This is a genomic window from Polaromonas sp. AER18D-145, assembly GCF_002379095.1.
Taxonomy (GTDB): Bacteria; Pseudomonadota; Gammaproteobacteria; order Burkholderiales; family Burkholderiaceae_C; genus Polaromonas.
In genome coordinates this window covers 1-14,596 of the sequence record NZ_NBZV01000070.1, presented here as the reverse complement: position 1 = coordinate 14,596, position 14,596 = coordinate 1, and the positions used below count along the sequence as shown (strand labels likewise).

14 protein-coding genes and 1 tRNA gene are annotated in these 14,596 nt (G+C 62.6%); 5 read left to right on the top strand and 10 right to left on the bottom strand.

Translation table 11 applies throughout. The features are described 5' to 3' along the window. Positions 1–212 precede the first annotated feature (212 nt). The 5 genes from B7G52_RS21970 to lptF form a co-directional block, all read right to left on the bottom strand. Positions 213–1,388: a pyridoxal phosphate-dependent aminotransferase gene (locus tag B7G52_RS21970; protein ID WP_096699799.1), complete on the bottom strand. Its 1,176-nt coding sequence runs from the start codon at positions 1,386–1,388 to the stop codon at positions 213–215. A 39-nt stretch (positions 1,389–1,427) separates the two neighbouring features. After that, positions 1,428–2,372 (bottom strand): CysB family HTH-type transcriptional regulator, encoded by a 945-nt coding sequence (locus tag B7G52_RS21965; RefSeq protein WP_096699795.1) that lies wholly within the window; start codon positions 2,370–2,372, stop codon positions 1,428–1,430. Between the two features lie 103 nt (positions 2,373–2,475). Then, on the bottom strand, positions 2,476–2,838 hold the full coding sequence (locus tag B7G52_RS21960; RefSeq protein WP_096699794.1) for a sirohydrochlorin chelatase: 363 nt from the start codon (positions 2,836–2,838) through the stop codon (positions 2,476–2,478). After that, entirely contained in the window at positions 2,838–3,992 is a 1,155-nt protein-coding gene (gene lptG, locus B7G52_RS21955) for an LPS export ABC transporter permease LptG (protein ID WP_096699793.1), read from the bottom strand. The genes B7G52_RS21960 and lptG overlap by 1 nt, the downstream gene beginning before the upstream one ends. Continuing rightward, entirely contained in the window at positions 3,989–5,116 is a 1,128-nt protein-coding gene (gene lptF / locus B7G52_RS21950; RefSeq protein WP_096699792.1) for an LPS export ABC transporter permease LptF, read from the bottom strand. The genes lptG and lptF overlap by 4 nt, the downstream gene beginning before the upstream one ends. A 62-nt stretch (positions 5,117–5,178) precedes the next feature. On the opposite strand from lptF, the gene B7G52_RS21945 reads away from it, so the two are divergent. The 4 genes from B7G52_RS21945 to B7G52_RS21930 all read left to right on the top strand — a co-directional run bounded on the left by B7G52_RS21945 (position 5,179) and on the right by B7G52_RS21930 (position 8,972). Continuing rightward, positions 5,179–6,681, top strand: a complete 1,503-nt coding sequence (locus tag B7G52_RS21945) for a leucyl aminopeptidase (protein WP_096699791.1) — start codon at positions 5,179–5,181, stop codon at positions 6,679–6,681. Continuing rightward, complete coding sequence (locus B7G52_RS21940) at positions 6,678–7,112, top strand: DNA polymerase III subunit chi (protein WP_096699790.1); 435 nt, start codon at positions 6,678–6,680, stop codon at positions 7,110–7,112. The genes B7G52_RS21945 and B7G52_RS21940 overlap by 4 nt, the downstream gene beginning before the upstream one ends. Beyond that, positions 7,109–7,423 (top strand): hypothetical protein, encoded by a 315-nt coding sequence (locus B7G52_RS21935; protein WP_096662229.1) that lies wholly within the window; start codon positions 7,109–7,111, stop codon positions 7,421–7,423. The genes B7G52_RS21940 and B7G52_RS21935 overlap by 4 nt, the downstream gene beginning before the upstream one ends. Before the next feature lie 349 nt (positions 7,424–7,772). Next, the gene (locus B7G52_RS21930; protein ID WP_096699789.1) at positions 7,773–8,972 is read left to right on the top strand and encodes a branched-chain amino acid ABC transporter substrate-binding protein; all 1,200 of its coding nucleotides are present in this window, start codon (positions 7,773–7,775) and stop codon (positions 8,970–8,972) included. 246 nt (positions 8,973–9,218) lie between these two features. Here the strand turns inward: B7G52_RS21930 and B7G52_RS21925 are convergent. The 4 genes from B7G52_RS21925 to B7G52_RS21910 form a co-directional block, all read right to left on the bottom strand. After that, positions 9,219–9,308: transfer RNA gene (locus tag B7G52_RS21925), tRNA-Ser, on the bottom strand. Between the two features lie 47 nt (positions 9,309–9,355). Further along, positions 9,356–9,730: a DUF2237 family protein gene (locus B7G52_RS21920; protein ID WP_096699788.1), complete on the bottom strand. Its 375-nt coding sequence runs from the start codon at positions 9,728–9,730 to the stop codon at positions 9,356–9,358. A gap of 24 nt (positions 9,731–9,754) precedes the next feature. Then, positions 9,755–10,669, bottom strand: a complete 915-nt coding sequence (locus B7G52_RS21915; protein ID WP_096699798.1) for an SPFH domain-containing protein — start codon at positions 10,667–10,669, stop codon at positions 9,755–9,757. 69 nt (positions 10,670–10,738) lie between these two features. Next, on the bottom strand, positions 10,739–11,176 hold the full coding sequence (locus B7G52_RS21910; protein WP_371329055.1) for an NfeD family protein: 438 nt from the start codon (positions 11,174–11,176) through the stop codon (positions 10,739–10,741). Positions 11,177–11,351: 175 nt separating this feature from the next. On the opposite strand from B7G52_RS21910, the gene B7G52_RS21905 reads away from it, so the two are divergent. Continuing rightward, entirely contained in the window at positions 11,352–13,628 is a 2,277-nt protein-coding gene (locus B7G52_RS21905; RefSeq protein WP_096699787.1) for an arginine/lysine/ornithine decarboxylase, read from the top strand. A 46-nt stretch (positions 13,629–13,674) separates the two neighbouring features. Here the strand turns inward: B7G52_RS21905 and B7G52_RS21900 are convergent, their stop codons facing one another. Then, entirely contained in the window at positions 13,675–14,550 is an 876-nt protein-coding gene (locus tag B7G52_RS21900) for a DNA ligase (protein WP_371329056.1), read from the bottom strand. Between the last annotated feature and the right edge of the window lie 46 nt (positions 14,551–14,596).

Below are 14,596 nucleotides of genomic sequence, written 5' to 3'. Positions count from 1 at the left end.
GAGTGGGAGTGGGAGTGGGAGTGGGAGTGGGAGTGGGAGTGGGAGTGGGAGTGGGAGTGGGAGTGGGGAGTTCGTCCTACTGTCTGCAGCAGACCGCAGGCGCAGCGTGATGCCGCAAATGTGTCAAACCCCTTCATAAACCGACTTCACTGATGAAATCGGCCTCCAGCCCTTATGGGTAGTGCGCCAATAGCTACCAATAGGATAGCAAGTTACAGCTTGGCCAGCCGCTCCAGCGCACTGTTGAGCGTCTCGTCCTTCTTGGCAAAACAGAAACGCACGACGCGCTGGTCGAAGCCGTTGCCGTAAAACGCCGACAGAGGAATCGCGGCAACGCCGATCTCGGTGGTCAGCCATTTGCAGAAATCGGCTTCACCGAGGTCGCTGACTTGCGAGATGTCCACACACTGGAAATAGGTGCCTTCGCTGGGCAGCAGCTTGAAGCGGGTTTTCGCCAGGCCGGCACGGAACAGGTCGCGCTTGCGCTGGTAAAACGCCGGAAGGTCGAGGTAGGGGCGCGCATCCTGCATGTAGCTCGCCAGGCCGTATTGCATCGGCGTGTTGACGGTGAATACATTGAACTGGTGCACCTTGCGGAACTCGGTTGTCAGCGAAGCGGGGGCCGCCACATAACCGATCTTCCAGCCGGTCACATGGTAGGTCTTGCCGAAGCTGCTGACGATGAAGGCACGCGCGGCCAGGCCGGGGAAACGCGCGGCGCTTTCGTGCGCGCGGCCCTGCGCGGCGTCGAACACCATGTGTTCATACACCTCGTCGCTGATCAACAGCACGTCGGTGGGCGCCAGGATCTCCTGCAGGCGCAGCATGTCCTCGCGGGTCCAGACGGTGGCGCTGGGGTTGTGCGGCGAGTTGATGATGATCGCGCGCGTCCTGGGGGTGATGGCGGCGGAGATCTTGTCGAAGTCGGGGCGGAAGGTGCCGGGTGTCAGGGGCACGCGCACGGGAACGCCGCCGGCCAGCTCGATGTTGGGCACGTAGCTGTCGTAACAGGGCTCGAGCACGATGACTTCATCACCGGGGTGCACCACCGCCAGTACCGCGGTGATGATGGCCTGCGTGGCGCCGGCCGTCACCGTGATTTCGGTGGCCGGGTTGTAGCTGCGGCCGTGCAGCTGCTGCATCTTGGCGGCAATCGCCTCGCGCAGCACCGGCACGCCGGGCATGGGCGGGTACTGGTTCAGGCCGCGGGTCATGGCATCGTTGACGGCACCAACCAGCTTGGGGTCGCAGTCAAAGTCCGGAAAACCCTGGCCCAGGTTGACCGCGTTTTTTTCGAGGGCCAGCGCTGACATCACCGTGAAGATGGTGGTGCCCACGGCGGGCAGTTTGGTCTGTATCTCTGGCGTGCGTTCGCTGGCAGAAGGCATGGTTGTCATGGGGATGGTTGGGTGCTGGAGGAAGGGTTTTTAGAGTTCGAAGTCGCCGTGGCGGCTGCTCATGGCCCGGGTGATCTGGGCGCGGTCGAGCTTGTCATTGAGCAGTTCGGCAAACTTGTAGACAAAGTTGCGCAGGTAGACACTGCGCTTGAAGGCGACACGCGCCACGTTCACGCCGAACAGCTGGCCGGCCGGCAAGGCGACCAGGTCGGTGTTGGTGCCGTCGTCCTTGAGCGCCATCTCGGCCACAATGCCGACTCCCAGGCCGAGGCGCACATAGGTCTTGATCACGTCGGAGTCGATCGCTTCGAGCGCAATGCGCGGATGCAGGTGTTTGGCGGCAAAGGCCTGGTCGATCTTGGTGCGCCCGGTGAACGAGGGGTGGTAGGTGATCAGCGGCTGCTCGGCCAGGTCTTCGAGCGTGATGTTGTCCTGTTTGGCCAGCGGGTGGTCCAGCGGCAACACCAGCATGTGCTGCCATTCGTAGCAGGGCAGTGTGACCAGCTCTTCGTAGTGCGCCAGCGACTCGGTGGCAATGCCGATCTCGGCCACCTCGTCGATCAGCATGCGCGCCACCTGGTCGGGCGAGCCCTGGTGCAGGCTGACGTTGACCTTGGGAAACGCCTCACGCAGCTTGGCCACCGGCTGCGGCAGCACATAACGGGCCTGGGTGTGGGTGGTCGCGATGGACAGGGTGCCGCTGTCCTGCGCGGAAAACTGCTCGCCGATACGCCGCAGGTTGCCGACCTCGCGCATGATGATGTCTATGCTTTTGAGCACGTGTTCGCCCGGTTCGGTCACGCGTTTGAGGCGTTTGCCGTGGCGGGCAAAAACTTCCACACCCAGTTCTTCCTCGAGTTCGATGATGGCCTTGGACACCCCGGGCTGCGAAGTGTGCAGGATGCGTGCGGTTTCGGTGAGGTTCAGGTTGCGCCGGACGGCTTCCTGGACAAAGCGAAATTGGTGAAGATTCATATCCGATTCTTGCTAATTATTCGCTTTATTATGCCCGTTTGAACCTAAGAACTATTGGGCAACGCTTAAAAAAACGACAGCGGCGAATCCTCGTGCCCCTGGTTCAGGACAGGGCGATATCAGCCATCAGCGCGGTCAGCTGGGGGTGCTCGCCGGCCGTCGGCATCAGGGCCACCGCCACCTCCGGGTGCAAGGCACGAACTTGTGCCAGCAACAGCGGCAGGTCTTCCCGCGCGTGTTTTCCGACACCGAGAAAAAGAGGGAAAACCTTGATCCTGCGTGCGCCCGAAGCTATCAAATCAGTAGCAGCCTGGGCCAGGTCCGGCGTGCACAACTCGAGGTAGGCGCAGCTGACCAGGGCGTCGGGGTCGCGCGCACGGATCGCCTCGGCCACCGCCTCGATGGGCAGGCGCCAGAGAGGGTCGCGCGAGCCGTGCGCAAACAGGATAATGCCTTGCCTGGCCATCAGCGTCTCAGGACCAGCCAGCCGAAGGCGCCCAGAGAAATGGCGGTGTAGAGCAGGCCGGGCGCAGCGGCCGCCAGCCAGGGTTGCCAGTTCTGCAGGTTGCCGATGTAGCCAAACACGTTGTTGAGCAGGAAAAAGCTGATGCCGATCATCACGCCGCCGAACACATAACCGGCGATGCCGCCGCTGCGAAAGTGCAGGTAGGCGAAGGGCAGGGCCAGCACCACCATCACCAGGCAGCTCAGCGGGTAAAACACCTTTTTCCAGAACTCGATTTCGTAACGCTGGGCGGTCTGACCATTGGCGTTGAGGTGGCGGATGTAGGCGAACAGGTCGATCGTACTCATGCGTTCCGGCTTGAGCACGGCAACCGAGACCATCTCCGCGCTGATGCCGGTGGGCCAGCGGAACTGGGCGATCTTGTTGATGCTGATTTTGGCCGTGTCACGCCCGGCGCCGTTGCCCGCAGCCTGCCCCGGCTGCACGGTGAATTCGGTCCGGGTGCCGTTTTCGAGTTGCCAGGAATCGTCGGACCCAAACCGGGCGATGGCCGATTGTGTGATGGACACCAGCAGGCCCTTGTTGTCGAACTCGAAAACCCGCACGGCCTGCATCTCGTTGTCGGCCGACAGGGCGCCGACGTTGACCACGTAGCTGTTGTAGGCCTGTTTTTCCTTGAGCCACGCCCCGGTCTGGCCGATGGTGATGCGGCCCTGGTAACGCGCCTTGAGCAACTGGGCGGCACGGTCTGCGGCCGGGGCCACGTAGTCGCCGATGGCGAAACAGAGCACGACGAAAATCGCCCCCAGGGTCAGCAGCAGGCGCAGCGCGCGCCAGGGTTCCAGGCCGCTGGTGCGCAAGATGGTGTATTCCGAACTCTGCGCCAGCCGGGCCATCACGAAAATGGTGCCGATCAGCACCGAGATCGGCACCAGCTCGTACAGGTGGCTGGGGATCAGCAGCGCCACATACAGCAGCGCATGCCGGATCTGGTAGGTGTTGGCGTCGGAACTGACGGCGCCCGCCGCATTTTTGCCCAGGTACTGCAGCTCATCGACCAGGTCGAAAAAGAAAAACAGCGCCAGAAATCCGACAGCCACAAAAGCAATGGAGGCCAGCACCTCCCCGTAAATCAGGCGGCGGATGGTTTTCATGCGGCCACCTTGCCCGCCTGCCGGCTGGCCTGTCGCTTGCGCTCCCGGCTCATGGCGCCCTTGAAGGTCCAGTTGAGGTGGCGCTTGGACAGCCAGCCCAGCGCCAGCAGCAGCGCGCCGCCGTGCAGTGCCAGCACGAAGCCGGCGAAATTGGCCGAGCCCACGCTGATCCAGCTCTGGCCCAGGTTCAGCAGGTTGTGATAAACGACAAAGGTGAACAGCACAAAGATCAGGTTGCCGCTGCGCCCGGCGCGCGGGTTGACGCTGGACAGTGCCAGCGCTATCACGACAAAATTGATGGCAGCCAGCGCCATGCCCAGGCGCCAGGCCAGTTCGCCCTGGTTGGTCCGCGTGGGCGATTTCATCAGTTCGCGGGTGGACTTGGATTTTTCGGGGATGTTGGCCCCATTGATCAGCGGGCTGTCGCCGGCCTTGCTGCCGTATTGCGCAAACTCGGTGATCTTCAGGGCCGACTTGCCGATCTCGCTTTCAAGCCGCTGGCCGTTGTCGAGCAGCAGCATCTGGTCCTTGCCGACCGTTTCGATGCGGCCGGAACTGGCGGTGGTCACCGAGTTCTTGCCCTTTTCGGTCGAGGCGATGAAGACGTTGTTGCTGACTTTTTCCCCGCTGGTGTCGCGGTCGATGAAAAAGACCCGGTTGCCGCTGGACGATTCCTGGAACTGGCCGGGCGAGACCCGCTGCAGGTCCCCGCGCTGCTCGTACCGGTCCCGCACCTCCTGGGTCTGCAGGTTGGACCAGGGCCAGACAAACACCGACATCAGCGTGATCACCAGCAGCACCGGCCAGGCGAAGCGGAACAGCGGGACAAGAAAAAAGCCCAGACCGCGGCCGCTGACAAACCAGACGACCATCTCGCTGTCGCGGTACATGCGTGAAAGGGTGCTGACCATGGCCACAAACAGGGACAGCGTCAGGATGATCGGCATGCGGCCCAGGGCCGAGTAACCCATGACCAGCATCACGTCCTGCGGGTTGACACTGCCGCGCGAGGCCTGCCCGAGCGTGCGGATCAGGATGATGGTGATCACAATGGTCATCAAAACCACAAGGGTGGCCCCAAAACTGCGCGCCAGCTCTTTGCGGATCGAGGATTGGAATAACATTGACTGAAACTTGCCCTTAACAACAACCGACAACTGCGCTTGCGACGCCTAACCCCCCGATTATGGACTTTGAACTCAAAACCCTGACCCCCGCCCGAATTTGCGCCGAGAAATGTGATGCCTTGATTGTGCTGGTGGCCGGCGAGACGGGCGCCGGAACCGACGCGGTGTCGAAAATGGTGACGCTGGCCCTGAAGGCGGGGGACTTTGAAAACAAGGCCGGCAAGCTGCTCAGCGCCTACCGGCCCGAGGGCGTGGCGGCCACGCGGGTGCTGCTGGCGGGGGCTGGCGACGGCAGCGCCAAAAGTATCCGGACGGCGGTGCATGCAGCGATGGTTGCCCTGAAAAACACCAATGCGCGGCGTGTGCTGCTCAGTCTTTGCGCACTGCCGCAGGCCGGTCAGGAGACCGTGCGAGCCGCCGTGCTGGCCTGCGCCGATGCCACCTACCTGTATAGCACCACCAAATCGAAGCCGGTCGAACAAAAACTCAAACAGGTGCTGGTGGCCGTCGCCTCGCTGCCGGGCAGCCGTGCCGGATTCGACAAGGGCGTCGGGCTGGCCAAGGGGCTCGCACTCGCCAAGGAGTGGGCCAACCGGCCGGCCAACCACGCGACGCCGACGATGCTGGCCCAGGCCGCCAGGGACCTCGGGAAACTGCCCGGGATCAAGGTGGAGGTGCTCGGCCCCAAAGAGGTCGCCAAACTCGGCATGGGTTCCTTCATGGCCGTCGCCCAGGGCTCGGAAGAACCCCTGCGTTTCATCGTGCTGCGTTATGACGGCGGCGCGAAAGCCGAGGCGCCGGTGGTGCTGATCGGCAAGGGCATCACCTTCGACACCGGCGGCATCTCCATCAAGCCTGCCGCCGAGATGGACGAGATGAAATACGACATGGGCGGCGCAGCCAGCGTGCTCGGTACCTTCCGCGCGCTGGCCGAGCTGCAGCCCGCGCTCAATGTGGTGGGTCTGATTCCGGCCTGCGAAAACATGCCCGACGGCCGCGCCATCAAGCCCGGCGATGTGGTGACCAGCATGAGCGGGCAGACCATCGAGATCCTCAACACCGACGCTGAAGGCCGGCTGGTGCTGTGTGATGCGCTGACGTATGCCGAACGCCTGAAGCCGCGCGCCGTGGTGGACATTGCCACCCTGACCGGCGCCTGCGTGATTGCGCTGGGTGGCGTGCGCAGCGGCATGTTCTCCAGTGACGACGCGCTGGCCCAGGCCCTGGCTGCAGCCGGCGACAGCTCGCTCGATCTGTGCTGGCGCATGCCGCTCGACGACGAATACGCCGATGGCCTGAAAACCCATTTTGCGGACGTGGCCAACGTTGCCGGACGTGCCGGCGGCGCCATCACCGCGGCCAAGTTTCTGCAGCGTTTTGCCGGCAAGTTCCCCTGGGCCCACCTGGACATCGCCGGCACGGCCTGGAAAAGCGGTGCAGCCAAAGGCGCAACCGGCCGGCCCGTGCCCCTGCTGGTCGACTTTTTGCTGAGCCAGGTTCAGCCGGCCAGGGCCCCAGCCAAAACCCGGACCCCCAAGGCGGGGGCCCGGTCACGCGCATGACGGAAGTTGCTTTTCATTTCAACGTGCCGGACAAGCTGACCTACAGCTGCCGGCTGCTGCGCAAGGCCTGGGGCAGCGGGGCGCGCGTGGTGGTGACGGCCGAGCCGGACATGCTGGACCGGCTCGACCAGTTGCTGTGGACCTTTTCCCCGCTGGAATTTGTGCCGCATTGCCACCTGAGCGCCGTTCCGTCCACCCTGTCTGTGACGCCGGTGGTGCTGGCCGGGTCGCTGGAGGCCTGTCCCCACCATGAGGTGCTGGTCAATCTCGGGCATCAGGTGCCGGTCGGGTTTGAGCGTTTCGAGCGGTTCATCGAACTGGTCACCCTGGCAGATGAAGACCGCGCGGCCGCCCGCAGCCGCTGGAAGCATTACGCCGACCGCGGTTATGCCATGAAGCGGCACGACCTGGCCAGCGCGGGTGCAGCATGAACCGCCCGCCACCCCGGTTTGTGCCCACGCTGACGGAAGTGGTTCAACCCCAGGCCACCACGCCCGGGGGCCGGACCGCTCCCGCGGCAATGGACATGCAGCACTTTCAGGAGCAGATGGTGCATCGCGTGATGCAGCGCGTCGATTTGACGCTGGACCGGCTGCTGCGCGAGACCGTGGGCCGTCTGGTGCTGGAGCACACCCAGGCACTGGCGCCCAGCCTCAGGGACGAAATCGAGATCGTCGTGCGGCAGTCGGTCAACCAGGCCTTTGAGCAGGAACTGGCCAGCCAGCTGCTGGACAAACCCTGAAACTGCCGCGTCCCTGGCTTCCCCTTTTCATGCGGGTGGCTTGTTCAGGGGCGTGAAAAATACCTGAAGAAGCTGCTTTTGGATGGCCTGTTGCCTACGGCGGCCGGCATTTTTGCGGGCGGCTGATCATGCCGGGCAGCCCAGCGTTACCGTCGGTGACGGGGCGGGTTCTCGCGTTTTATTAGATTCGCTAATAGCAGATCAATTTCGTTTCTTTCTCAGCCTCGACAGCGCAACACTAGGGCTGCTTGCTATGGTGCGGGCGCGGAAATTGCGTTATGTTCGTGGCTGTTGAGTAAAAAAATCAGTTCTCAACCATTAACGGTAATTTAATAATTGGAGTGTATTTATGCAAATGAAATGGACTGCGGTCGCTTTGGCCGCCATGTTGGTTGTTGCCTGCGGCAAAAAAGAAGAAGCTGCGCCGGCCGCCACTGCACCTGCACCTGCTGCCCCGGTCGCTGCGGCTCCCGCACCCGCCGGTGATACGCTCGTTGTCAAGATCGGCCACGTCGCCCCGACTTCCGGCGCGCAGGCCCATTACGGCAAAGACAATGAAAATGGCGTCCGCATGGCCATTGAGGACCTGAACAAACAGGGCGTCATGATCGGCGGCAAGAAGGCCACCTTCGAAATCGTCGCTGAAGATGATGCTGCTGATCCGAAACAGGGCACGGCTGCCGCACAAAAACTGTGCGACTCCAAAGTCGCCGGCGTGGTTGGTCACCTCAACTCGGGCACGACCATTCCTGCCTCCAAGGTCTACAACGACTGCGGCATCCCTCATGTCACCGGTGCCGCCACCAACCCTGACCTGACCAAGCCAGGCTACAACACCACCTACCGCATCATTGCCAACGATCTGGCCCTGGGCGCCGGTCTGGCGTTTTACGCCGCCGACACGCTCAAGCTGAAGAAAGTGGCCGTCATCGACGACCGTTCCGCTTACGGCCAGGGTGTTGCCGACATTTTCAAGAAGACTGCCAAGGAAAAAGGCATGACCGTGGTTGACGAGCAGTTCACCACCGACAAGGCCACGGACTTCATGGCCATCCTGACCGCCATCAAGGCCAAAGGCCCTGACGCCATTTTCTACGGCGGCATGGATCCCCAGGCCGGCCCCATGCTGCGCCAGATGGAGCAGCTCGGCATGAGCAAGGTCAAGTACTTCGGCGGCGACGGCATCTGCACCTCCGAGATCGCCAAACTCGCTGCTGGCGCCAAGACCCTGAGCAACGTGGTTTGTGCCGAAGGCGGCGCATCGCTGGCCAAGATGCCTGGCGGTGTCGAGTGGAAGAAGCGCTACGACGAGAAGTACCCGAACCAGTTCCAGGTCTACAGCCCGTACACCTATGACGCGACCTTCGTTCTGGTCGACGCGATGAAACGCGCCAACTCGAGCGAGCCGAAGGTCTACATCCCCGAGTTGATCAAAACCAGCTTCAAGGGCGTGACCACCACCATCGAGTTCCTGCCTAACGGCGAACTGAAGAACCCGTCCATCACCTTGTACACCTACAAGGACGGCAAGAAAACGGCTCTGGAATAAGTTTTCCGGCCCTCAGCAAAAAAGCCACCGCGAGGTGGCTTTTTTTTTGCTCTTGAATGGCGCGCGCGGGAAGACGCGCGCGGTGCCGCGCCGCCGTTCGTCGCCAGGAGGGGTATTGCCGCGCTGAGGCGGTAAGGCCTGCCCCTCCATGGAGGACACAAAAATAGCAGACACAAAAAAGCCCGGACAAGCCGGGCTTTCAGGAGTTTTCACTGCCGTGTGGAAAACTCACGGCAATTATACTTTTGGCGGAAAGGGCGGGATTCGAACCCGCGGTGGGTATAACCCCACGCACGCTTTCCAGGCGTGTGACTTAAACCGCTCATCCACCTTTCCGCGAAGCCTCACATTGTAGCAGTGCGCGGGACGGAAGATGGCGTTGATCAGTGAAGCGCGCTGTGAAAACGGTGTTTTTCCAGTTGCGCGCGTGTCACGAACTCCAGAGCCTTGAAGTGGGTGGACTCCAGAATCACGGGTGGCGCAAAGCCGGCTTCCAGTGCCTCGCGCCAGCGGTTGGCGCACAGGCACCACCGGTCGCCGGGCTTGAGCCCGGCAAAGCGGTACTCCGGCCGCGGTGTCACCAGGTCGTTGCCTTTTGCGGCTGAAAACGCCAGAAAGTCGTTGCTCACCTTGACGCAGACGAGGTGCGAGCCCTGGTCGGACTCGTCGGTGTTGCAGCAGCCGTCGCGGAAATAACCGGTCAGCGGGTCGTAGGAACAGGGGACCAGCTCCGTGCCGAGGACGTTCATGGCGCTCATGCGTTTGCCTTCAGCGGATGCTGATCAGGCGGCCCGGGTGGACTGCACCATGGCCATGGCCGAGGTGATCAGGGTCGAGACTTCGGTCATGTTGCTGGGAACAATCAGCGTGGTCTTGGCGTCAGCCGCGACGCGGGAGTAGGCTTCCACGGCCTTTTCGGCAACCTTGAGCTGCACGGCCATTTCACCGCCAGGCTGGCGGATCGAGGCGGCAATACGTTCGATGGCCTGGGCGGTGGCGTCTGCCACGGCGGTGATCGCGGCGGCTTCACCCTGCGCATTGTTGATGGCGGCGAGTTTTTCGCCTTCGGAGCGTGCGATGAAGGCCTCGCGTTCACCGGTGGCGATGTTGATCTGTTCCTGGCGGCGGCCTTCGGAGGCGGCAATCAGCGCGCGTTTTTCACGTTCGGCGGTGATCTGCGACTGCATGGCATGCAGGATTTCCTTGGGCGGCGTCAGGTCCTTGATCTCGTAACGCAGCACCTTGACACCCCAGTTCAGCGCGGCCTCGTCGATGGCGGCCACGACCTGGGCATTGATGATGTCGCGCTCTTCAAAGGTTTTGTCGAGTTCGAGCTTGCCGATCACGCTGCGCAGCGAGGTCTGCGCAAGCTGGGTGACGGCCACGATGTAGTTGGACGAGCCGTAGCTGGCGCGCATCGGGTCGGTGACCTGGAAATACAGGATGCCGTCAACCTGAAGCTGGGTGTTGTCGCGTGTGATGCAGACCTGGCTGGGAACGTCGAGCGGGATTTCCTTGAGCGAATGCTTGTAGGCCACACGGTCAATGAAGGGGATCAGGAAATTGAGCCCCGGTGTCAGGCTGGCGTTGTATTTGCCCAGGCGCTCGACAACCCATGAGTTCTGTTGGGGCACGACCTTGATGCTGCGCGCGATAAAAATGACGGCAATCACCAGGATGACGAGTGCAATTTCCATGAGGTTCTCCGTAAAAAAACAAAAAATAGGGGGCAGCATCAGCCGCCCGGCATCAGACCGTGCACTGTCTCACAGTTTGCCGACCACCAGGCGATTGCCGTTCAGTTTCCTGACCTTGAAGAGGCCGGGCTGGGGCGCCGCATCATGGTCGGCGAGCTCCACCGTCCATTGGGCGCCGCGGTATTTCACGGTGGCTGTGGCATCGTCATTCCACTGCTGCACATGCACGGTCTCGCCGATGTCCATCTGCACATCGCGGTTGGCGTTGGCCTGGGCGGGCCTGGGGCTCTGGCTGCGTTTCCAGTGCCAGGCCACCACGGCGCCGCCGCCGACCACGGCCGCGACCACAATCTGCAGCATGACGGAGGCACCCAGATGGGCGGCCAGGGCCGCCGCCGTCATGCCAACGGCCAGCATCAGCAGGTAAAACGTCCCTGTGACCAGTTCCAGCGCCACGGCGGCACCGGCCAGCAGCCACCAAATCGTCGAATCGGACAGGGTTGCCATGTTGCGTTTCCTTCGTTTCCTAAAAGCCACATTCTGGGCCACAAATCTCCCCGGCAAGCATAGAACAAGTTCTTAAACCCGACCGGAAAGGCCAAGCGGGCGCCGCTGGCCGCAAATATCCTTACACTTCGGCCCTGATTCGTTTTTTTTGGCAGCTCCAGGCAAAGGCCTTTTGATGAAATTCCGCTTTCCCATCGTCATCATTGACGAAGACTTCCGCTCCGAAAACACCTCCGGGCTGGGCATTCGCGCGCTGGCGCAAGCCATAGAAACCGAGGGTTTTGAGGTGCTGGGCGTGACCAGCTACGGTGACCTGTCGCAGTTTGCGCAGCAGCAAAGCCGTGCCAGCGCCTTCATTCTGTCGATTGACGACGAAGAGTTCACGCCCGGGCCGGATCTGGACCCCGCGGTGGTGAACCTGCGCCACTTCATCGAGGAAGTGCGGCGCAAGAACCTGGATGTGCCGATCTACGTTTATGGTGAAACCAAGACCTCGCGCCACATCCCCAACGACATCCTGCGCGAACTGCATGGTTTCATCCACATGTTCGAGGACACGCCCGAGTTTGTGGCGCGCCACATCATTCGCGAGGCCAAGAGTTACCTCGAGGGCGTGCAGCCGCCGTTTTTCAAGGCGCTGCTCGATTACGCCGAGGACGGCTCCTACTCCTGGCACTGCCCCGGGCATTCCGGCGGCGTGGCCTTTCTGAAGAGCCCGGTCGGGCAGATGTTCCACCAGTTTTTTGGCGAGAACATGCTGCGCGCCGACGTCTGCAATGCGGTCGAGGAACTCGGCCAGCTGCTGGACCACGACGGCCCGGTGGGTGCCTCGGAGCGCAATGCCGCCCGCATCTTCAATGCCGACCACTGCTTTTTCGTGACCAATGGCACGTCCACCTCGAACAAGATGGTCTGGCACCACACCGTGGCGCCCGGCGACGTGGTGGTGGTGGACCGCAACTGCCACAAGTCCATCCTGCACGCGATCATCATGACCGGCTCGATTCCGGTGTTCCTGAAACCGACGCGCAACCACTTCGGCATCATCGGACCGATTCCGAAGGAAGAGTTCGAGCAGGCTTCCATCCAGGCCAAGATCAAGGCCAACCCGCTGCTCAAGGGTGTGGATGCCAAGAAGGTCAAGCCGCGGGTGCTCACCATCACCCAGTCCACCTACGACGGCGTGCTGTACAACACCGAAACCATCAAGGGCATGCTCGACGGGTATGTCGAGAACCTGCATTTCGACGAAGCCTGGTTACCGCATGCGGCTTTTCATCCGTTTTACGGCAGCTACCACGCGATGGGAAAAAAACGCGCGCGGCCCAAGCAGGCCATGGTGTATGCCACGCAGTCCATCCACAAGCTGCTGGCCGGCATCAGCCAGGCCAGCCACGTGCTGGTGCAGGACTCGCAGACCGTCAAGCTCGACAGGCACCTCTTCAACGAGGCCTACCTGATGCACACCAGCACCAGCCCGCAGTACAGCATCATCGCCAGCTGCGACGTGGCCGCGGCCATGATGGAGCCACCCGGCGGCACCGCGCTGGTCGAGGAAAGCATTGCCGAGGCGCTGGACTTCCGCCGCGCGATGCGCAAGGTCGATGAGGAATACGGCGACGACTGGTGGTTCAAGGTCTGGGGCCCCGAGAAGCTGGTGGACGAGGGCATCGGCCGCTCGGATGACTGGATCATCAAGGGCGAGTCCAAGAATGCCAAGGCCGGCGTCAACTGGCACGGCTTCGGCAAGATGGCGACCGGCTTCAACATGCTGGACCCGATCAAGTCCACCGTCGTGACGCCGGGCATGGACCTGAATGGCAAGTTCGCCAAAACCGGCATTCCGGCCAGCATCGTGACCAAGTTCCTGGCCGAGCACGGCGTGGTGGTGGAGAAGACCGGTCTCTACAGCTTTTTCATCATGTTCACCATCGGCATCACCAAGGGGCGCTGGAACAGCATGCTGACGGCGCTGCAGCAGTTCAAGGACGACTACGCCAAGAACCAGCCGATGTGGCGCATCCTGCCGGAGTTCTGCCAGAAGTACCCGCGTTACGAAAAAATGGGCCTGGCCGACCTGTGCCAGCACATCCACGCGCTTTACGCCAAGTACGACATCGCGCGCCTGACCACCGACATGTACCTGAGCGACCTGACGCCGGCCATGAAGCCCAGCGACGCCTACGCGCACATCGCCCTGCACAAGACCGAACGGGTCGAGATCGACAAGCTCGAGGGCCGCATCACGGTGGGACTGGTGACGCCCTATCCGCCCGGCATTCCGCTGCTGATTCCCGGCGAAGTGTTCAACAAGAAGATTGTTGACTACCTGAAGTTCTCACGCGAGTTCAACGCGCAGTGCCCGGGTTTCGAGACCGACATCCACGGCCTGGTCGAAATCGAAGACGCCGCAGGCAAGAAGCACTATTACGCTGACTGCGTGAAAGAGTAATCAAAGCAAAGCGCGAAACCGGCTCGCCGGCCGCCGGCAGCGGCATTCAGGGCCGTGCCGGTGCCATGTCCTCCCGGACCCGCAGGAAGCTCGCAAAGCGCGGCACACCGCTGTCATTCAAGCCGCGAAAGCGGTAGGTGACGATGCTGCCCACGGGCGGTGGGTGGCGCCGCTGTTCATCGCTGAAGCCGGTGCCCAGCTTGAAGCGCTTGCCCGGCAGGCCGTCCGCGCCCACGGTCTCGACCAGCAGCGCGCCCAGGGCCGCCACATGTTTGCCCTGGCCCGGCCGGTGGGCCAGCACGCGGGCTTCCGCGTCTTCATGCGTCTTGACCTTGAGCAGGTCGTCGTTGCGCAGGCCCTGGTAGAGCGAGGCGCCGCGGTGCAGCATCAGCCCTTCGCCGCCCAGCCGGACGGTTTTGGCCAGCAGGCGCTGGAGTTCGGCATGGCTGGCCACCCGGGACTGCGCAACCGCCTGCACCCAGGGCTGGTCGATGCGGCTGACTACCCCATGGAGGGCCGGGATCCGCTCGGTGAAGGTCCCGGCCTGGGTGGGCAGGTCGAACACCATGAAACGCAGGGCGCGCCACGCCGCGTCGTCAGGGGTTTGCTGGCGCACGGTCGAGACCGCCTTGGAGAATTGGCCTCGCCCGGCCCACAACTCGCCGTCCAGGGGCTGCGTGGGCCAGCCCGCGGTGAACCAGGCCGGCGCGGCGATGCGTTCGCCGCCGCGAGTCAGCAACTTTTCTCCGTCCCAGTAACCCCGCACGCCGTCGAGTTTTTCACTGACCCAGTACTCCTGAAGCGCGATGCCGGGGCGGTAGACATTGGCCAGCATCAGCGATGGGCTGTTGCCGACCGCCGCTGCGGGAAGGGCAGGCGCCAGCAGGGCCGCCAACGCCAGCAGCCAGGGCAGCGCGCAGATGCGAAGGAAAGCGCCGCTCGCGCGGGTGAGCGTGATGGTGAGGGGG

Bases quoted from the DNA above. Each gene is read 5' to 3' on its own strand.
- B7G52_RS21915 (WP_096699798.1), bottom strand. From the start codon at position 10,669: ATGGAAATTGCACTCGTCATCCTGGTGATTGCCGTCATTTTTATCGCG.
- B7G52_RS21910 (WP_371329055.1), bottom strand. From the start codon at position 11,176: ATGGCAACCCTGTCCGATTCGACGATTTGGTGGCTGCTGGCCGGTGCC.
- lptF (WP_096699792.1), bottom strand. From the start codon at position 5,116: ATGTTATTCCAATCCTCGATCCGCAAAGAGCTGGCGCGCAGTTTTGGG.
- B7G52_RS21930 (WP_096699789.1), top strand. From the start codon at position 7,773: ATGCAAATGAAATGGACTGCGGTCGCTTTGGCCGCCATGTTGGTTGTT.
- B7G52_RS21905 (WP_096699787.1), top strand. From the start codon at position 11,352: ATGAAATTCCGCTTTCCCATCGTCATCATTGACGAAGACTTCCGCTCC.
- B7G52_RS21940 (WP_096699790.1), top strand. From the start codon at position 6,678: ATGACGGAAGTTGCTTTTCATTTCAACGTGCCGGACAAGCTGACCTAC.
- B7G52_RS21965 (WP_096699795.1), bottom strand. From the start codon at position 2,372: ATGAATCTTCACCAATTTCGCTTTGTCCAGGAAGCCGTCCGGCGCAAC.
- B7G52_RS21960 (WP_096699794.1), bottom strand. From the start codon at position 2,838: ATGGCCAGGCAAGGCATTATCCTGTTTGCGCACGGCTCGCGCGACCCT.
- B7G52_RS21920 (WP_096699788.1), bottom strand. From the start codon at position 9,730: ATGAGCGCCATGAACGTCCTCGGCACGGAGCTGGTCCCCTGTTCCTAC.
- B7G52_RS21945 (WP_096699791.1), top strand. From the start codon at position 5,179: ATGGACTTTGAACTCAAAACCCTGACCCCCGCCCGAATTTGCGCCGAG.
- B7G52_RS21970 (WP_096699799.1), bottom strand. From the start codon at position 1,388: ATGCCTTCTGCCAGCGAACGCACGCCAGAGATACAGACCAAACTGCCC.
- B7G52_RS21935 (WP_096662229.1), top strand. From the start codon at position 7,109: ATGAACCGCCCGCCACCCCGGTTTGTGCCCACGCTGACGGAAGTGGTT.
- lptG (WP_096699793.1), bottom strand. From the start codon at position 3,992: ATGAAAACCATCCGCCGCCTGATTTACGGGGAGGTGCTGGCCTCCATT.